Genomic DNA, 5,696 nt, shown 5'->3' on the forward strand with positions numbered 1-5,696 from the left:
CATGCTGGCCGGCGTCTCGGGCCTGGTCGCCAACGCCTCGGCGCTCGCGGCCATCTCGGACAACATCGCCAACGTCAACACGGTCGCCTACAAGCGCAACCAGACGAACTTCTCCAGCGTCGTGACCGCCCAGGCCGTGCCCGGCCACTACTCCGCCGGCGGCGTACAGGCGATCACCCGCCAGCTGGTCAGCCAGCAGGGCCTGATCCAGACCGCCAACTCGGCCACCGACATCGCGATCAACGGCGACGGCTTCTTCGTCGTCACCAACAAGGGCCTGGGCCTGACCAACGCCGACCAGCGGATGTTCACCCGCTCCGGCTCGTTCACCGTCGACGCCAACGGCTACCTGGTGAACGACGCCAACCTCTACCTGCAGGGCTGGCCGGTCGCGGACGACGGCACCGTCAACGTCGACCCGTCGGACCTGACCTCGATGCAGCCGATCAACGTCAAGTCGCTGGGCACCGCGGTCGCCCCGACCAGCCTCGTGCAGCTGAACGCCTCGCTGTTCAAGAACCAGGCGATCTCCGCCGGCGAGGCGGCCTACGACCCGGCTGCCGCCAGCATGGCAAAGTACGCCGACGACAAGGCCAACAACGTCAGCCCGCCGGGCGGCACCAAGCCTGACTTCACCATGGAGATGAGCGTCACCGACTCCTCGGGCGGCACTCACAAGGTGACCCTGGCGGTGCTGAAGGGCGCCAACCCCAACGAATGGCACGCCGAAGTCTACGCCGTGCCCGCCACGGACGTGACCGGCGGGGCCGCGCCCGGCCAGATCGCCAGCGGCGACATCGCCTTCACCGCGGAGGGCGACTTCGATCCGGTCAACAGCACCGGCTTCTTCCAGGACCTCACCGGGGGAATGGCGCCGACCTTCACCCTCGGCGACTCCACCGCCACGACCGGCGTCCACTGGGCGTCCGCGCTCGGCCTCGGTCAGCAGGCGATCAAGCTCGACATCTCCAAGCTGTCGCAGGTCGTGGCCCCCAACCAGCTGAAGTCGGTGAACTCCGACGGCGCCGGCGTCGGCAACGTGATCGCCGTGCAGGTCGACTCCGAAGGCTTCGTCTCGGCGATCTTCGACAACAAGCAGGTCCGCAAGATCGCCCAGATCGGCCTGGCGACCTTCCCCAATCCCGACGGCCTGAAGCCGTCCAGCGGCAACACCTACGCCTCGGCGATCCCCGCCGGCGTGATGGTGGCCAAGGCCCCGGGAACCGCCGGCAGCGGCGTGATTTCGCCCTCCAGCCTGGAAGCCTCGACCGTCGACCTGTCGCAGGAATTCACCGGCCTGATCACCACCCAGAAGGCCTACTCGGCTTCTTCGAAGATCATCACCACTGCCGACCAGATGTTGGACGAGCTCATTCAGATGAAGCGGTAACAACGTTCAGCATAACTTTTAACGACTGTAAGGCGGCAGAGCTTGTGCCATTTCAGTACATGGGGGAGCCGGTGATTAGAACTTTCTTTACTTTCAGGATTCAGCGGCCGTTAGGAGCTGCCGCGTATCGTTCCTACCAACAATGATGGTGGGAAAGACGTAGAGCCATGTTGCAACAACAGCAGACGCGCACGAACACCCGTGGCGAGGCCTATGTGATCGGGCCCACGGGCGCGCCGCTCACGCTCAAGGACCTGCCGCCGCCGAACACGGGGCGTTGGGTCATCCGCCGCAAGGCGGAGGTGGTCGCCGCCGTCCGCGGCGGGCTCATCTCGCTCGACGACGCGCTCGCCCGCTATTCGCTGACGGCCGAAGAGTTCACCGCCTGGCAACGCTCGATCGACCGCCACGGCCTGGCCGGCCTGCGCACCACGCGTCTGCAACAGTACCGCTGAGAGCCCCTCCCCTCCACCGGAGGCTCTTAAGACCGGCCGCGCCTTCCCCCGGCGCGGCCGGTTTCTTTTTTGGGGTGTGCGCCCAATGGGCGCGGGATCTGGGACCGCCGGTCCGATCAATGCGCCCCTAAGGATGTCCCTCGCGCACCAGCTCCCCGATCTTCCGCACGCTCACCAGGATCCGCTCGCGCTCGCCTGCCGCCCGTTCCACCAGCAGCCGCGCCACCTGGGCGTCGTCGTGGAAGACGTAGCCCTTGATGGCGTCGAGGATCGCCTTGGCGAGGTTGTCGAGGTCGATCCAGGGCGGCTCGCCGACGTATTCCATGCGGATCTCGACGGCGAACTCGCCCCACCCCGCCCCCCAAGGGGGCGGGGCGTCTTGCGAAGAACGCCGGGCCGAGAGCGGCCCGGGGGCCGGGCGCGAGCCGCGCCACTCCTTGCGGAAGAACTCATAGATCAGCGGCTTGTAGTACTTGGCCTGGGTGGTCAGGCCGTCGACCACCACCTCGATCGCGCCGTCGGCCTCGCGGGCGCGGACCTTGCCGCTCTGGATCCAGCCCTCGCCCACGAGCTAGAGGCGCTCGACCTTGACCGCGGCGCCGTAGGCCAGCACCTCGGTGATGCCGTCCATGATCTCGTTGGCGTCGTAGCGCATGGCCACCACCGCATCGGCGCCGAGCTCGCGCGCGTGCGCCGCCATCAGGTCGTAGGCCTCCTGGCGGGCGGTCTCGGCGAGGCTGGTGTAGACGGAGAGGTTGCCCCCGAAGATCGACTGGATCGCGCCGCCGAGGTTGCTGATGGCGTTGCGCGAGCGGACGGTGACGCCGCGCACGAGGCCGACATGGGCGGTGATGCGATAGCCGGGAAGGTCGTTGGCGGTGGTGACGAGCATGCCCTTCACTCTATAGCTCCGCGCCGCTTCCATCGCCACGGCCGTTGCGGCGAGCGCGCGCGGCGGTTAGACCGCGGCGACGCTGATGGAGGCCCTGATGACCGCGACCCGCACCGAGACCGACACCTTCGGACCCATCGAGGTTCCCGCCGACCGGTACTGGGGCGCGCAGACCCAACGCTCGATCCAGAACTTCAAGATCGGCTGGGAGCGGCAGCCGAAGCCGATCATCCGCGCCCTGGGCGTCGTCAAGCGCGCCGCGGCCGAGGCCAACATGGAGCTCGGCAAGCTCGACCAGGACGTCGCCCTGCCGATCATCATGGCCGCCCAGGAGGTCATCGACGGCAAGCTCGACGACCACTTCCCGCTGGTGGTCTGGCAGACCGGCTCCGGCACCCAGTCGAACATGAACGCCAACGAGGTGATCTCGAACCGCGCGATCGAGATCCTCAAGGGGGAGATGGGCTCGAAGAAGCCGGTCCACCCGAACGACCACGTCAACATGAGCCAGTCGTCGAACGACACCTATCCGACGGCCATGCACATCGCCTGCGCCGAGCAGGTCGCCCGTCACGTGATGCCGGGGCTGGAGCATCTGCACGCCGCCCTGAAGAAGAAGGCGGACGCGTTCGCCCACATCATCAAGATCGGCCGCACCCACACCCAGGACGCCACCCCGCTGACGCTGGGCCAGGAGTTCGGCGGCTACGCCCACCAGGTCGCCATGTCGGTGCGCCGCATCAAGGAGACGCTCTACGGCCTCTATGAGCTGGCGCAGGGCGGCACCGCGGTCGGCACCGGCCTCAACGCGCCCGTGGGCTTCGACAGGAAGGTGGCCGAGAAGATCGCCGCCATCACCCACCTGCCGTTCGTCACCGCGCCGAACAAGTTCGAGGCCCTGGCGGCGCACGACGCCATGGTCTTCAGCCACGGCGCGCTGAACGCCGCCGCCGCGGCCCTGTTCAAGATCGCCAACGACATCCGCTTCCTGGGGAGCGGCCCGCGCTCGGGCCTGGGCGAGCTGGCCCTGCCGGAGAACGAGCCGGGCTCCTCGATCATGCCCGGCAAGGTCAACCCGACCCAGGCCGAAGCCCTGACCATGGTCTGCGCCCACATCATGGGCAACCAGACCGCGATGACGGTGGCCGGCTCGCAGGGCCACTTCGAGCTCAACGTCTTCAATCCGGTGATGGCCTACAACTTCCTGCAGTCGGCCCAGCTGCTGGGCGACGCGGCCGTTTCGTTCGCCGACAACATGGTCGCCGGCATCGAGGCCCGCGAGGACAACATCAAGGCCAACCTCGAGCGCTCGCTGATGCTGGTCACGGCGCTGGCCCCGAAGATCGGCTACGACAACGCCGCCAAGATCGCCAAGACCGCGCACAAGAACGGCACGACCCTGCGCGAAGAGGCCGTCGGCGGCGGTTACGTGACGAACGAGGAGTTCGACGCCGTCGTCCGTCCGGAGAAGATGATCCAGCCGGGGTGAGGCCAACCAAGGCTTAGCTCCTCTCCCGCAAGCGGGAGAGGGGGACCGCCCGCCGAAGAGCGGGTGGTGGAGAGGGCGAGCCGCAAGCGCGGCGTCGCCCTTTTTCATTTTGTGGATGCGCTTTCGAAGCGGCGACGCCCTGCCTGGGGGCTTGCCCCCTCCCCCATGCGCTCTTCGCTTCGCTCGGCCCATGGCCCCCCCCCGCTTCGCCGGGGAGGAACGGTGCGATCTTCAGGCGTTCCGACTCACCGCGAAGTCGGCGAGATCATACAGCGCCATCCGCCAGGCGCCGGCCGGGAAGTCGCCGAGCGCGGCCTTGGCGCTCTGCGCATAACCGCCCGCCAGGTCGAGCGTCGCCTGCAGGGCGCCCGTCTGGCGCATCAGCTCGCAGGCGCGCTGGAAATCGCCGTCCGTCTGCTCGCGGCGGTCGACCGTGCGCACCCAGAACTCGCGCTCCGCCGACCCGGTCCTGGCCATCGCCAGCAGCAGCGGCAGGGTGGCCTTGCCTTCGCGGAAGTCGTCGCCGGCGTTCTTGCCCAGGGTGGCGCTGTCGCTCGAGTAGTCGAGGGCGTCGTCGACCAACTGGAAGGCGACGCCCAGATCCATGCCGTAGCGGCGCAGCGCCCGGCAGCGCTCCGGCGGCGCGCCGGCCGAGACCGCGCCGCACTCGGCGGCGGCCGCGAACAGCTCGGCGGTCTTGGCCTGGATGATCTCCAGATAGACCTCCTGGGAGAGGTCCATGTCGTGCGCGCGGGTGAGCTGCAGCACCTCGCCCTCGGCGATGACCCGCGAGGCGCGCGCCAGGATCTCCAGGGCGGCCATCGAGCCTGCGCCGACCATCAGCTCGAAGGCCCGGGCGAACAGGAAGTCGCCGACCAGCACCGAGGAGGGCGCGCCCCAGATCAGGTGGGCGGCGACCTTGCCGCGGCGCAGCTCGGAGGAATCGACCACGTCGTCGTGCAGCAGGGTGGCGGTGTGGATGAATTCGACCGCGGCGGCGAGCTTGCGGCAGGCGCCGTCACGCGCGCCGGCCATCCGCGCGGCGGACACCGTCAGGAGCGGCCGCAGGCGCTTGCCGGAGCCCGCGATCAGGTGGTCGGCCAGGGCCGGGATCACCGGCACGGGGCTGTCCATATGCTCGCGGATCAGTCCGTCCACCGCGGCCATGTCGGGCGCGGCCAGCGCGATCAGCGCATCGAGGGACGGCGGGGGCGTCTCGACGACAGCGGCGGTGCTCGCTTCCACGCGGCTACGGTCTCCTGGCGTCCGGAAGCGCTGCCCCGAACAATTGCGGCGGACAATGGTGACGCGCTAGGTCAGGGTCAAGCGACCCGCTGCGCCAAGGCCTTCAAGCATATACCGTGGCTCACGGAAATGGATGCGATCACGGAAAACACTGTGCTGGACGGCCGAGTGCGGCTGCTGCAGCCCGAACGCGGTTACCGGGCAGGCGTCGACGCGGCGCTGCTG

At 68.5% G+C, this 5,696-nt stretch carries 6 protein-coding genes; 3 read left to right on the forward strand and 3 right to left on the reverse strand.

Annotation, left to right across the window (positions count from 1 at the left end):
* Position 1: 1 nt before the first annotated feature.
* Positions 2–1,390 carry a flagellar hook protein FlgE gene (locus VJS38_RS06565; RefSeq protein WP_324087355.1) on the forward strand — a complete coding sequence of 463 codons (1,389 nt, stop codon included), beginning with the start codon at positions 2–4 and terminating at the stop codon, positions 1,388–1,390.
* 167 nt (positions 1,391–1,557) lie between these two features.
* The gene (locus VJS38_RS06570; RefSeq protein ID WP_324087356.1) at positions 1,558–1,845 is read left to right on the forward strand and encodes a DUF1153 domain-containing protein; all 288 of its coding nucleotides are present in this window, start codon (positions 1,558–1,560) and stop codon (positions 1,843–1,845) included.
* 127 nt (positions 1,846–1,972) lie between these two features.
* Here VJS38_RS06570 and VJS38_RS06575 read toward each other — a convergent pair whose 3' ends face one another.
* Positions 1,973–2,413, reverse strand: coding sequence for a RusA family crossover junction endodeoxyribonuclease (locus tag VJS38_RS06575; RefSeq protein ID WP_324087357.1), 441 nt, complete (start codon positions 2,411–2,413; stop codon positions 1,973–1,975).
* Between the two features lie 3 nt (positions 2,414–2,416).
* Complete coding sequence (locus VJS38_RS06580) at positions 2,417–2,737, reverse strand: YbjQ family protein (protein WP_324087358.1); 321 nt, start codon at positions 2,735–2,737, stop codon at positions 2,417–2,419.
* Positions 2,738–2,834: 97 nt separating this feature from the next.
* Between VJS38_RS06580 and fumC the strand changes: the two genes are divergently transcribed.
* Positions 2,835–4,226, forward strand: a complete 1,392-nt coding sequence (gene fumC, locus VJS38_RS06585; protein WP_324087359.1) for a class II fumarate hydratase — start codon at positions 2,835–2,837, stop codon at positions 4,224–4,226.
* 231 nt (positions 4,227–4,457) lie between these two features.
* Here fumC and VJS38_RS06590 read toward each other — a convergent pair whose 3' ends face one another.
* Positions 4,458–5,393: a polyprenyl synthetase family protein gene (locus VJS38_RS06590; protein WP_324087360.1), complete on the reverse strand. Its 936-nt coding sequence runs from the start codon at positions 5,391–5,393 to the stop codon at positions 4,458–4,460.
* Between the last annotated feature and the right edge of the window lie 303 nt (positions 5,394–5,696).

It is taken from the genome of Phenylobacterium sp. (assembly GCF_035276905.1).
Taxonomy (GTDB): domain Bacteria; phylum Pseudomonadota; class Alphaproteobacteria; order Caulobacterales; family Caulobacteraceae; genus Phenylobacterium.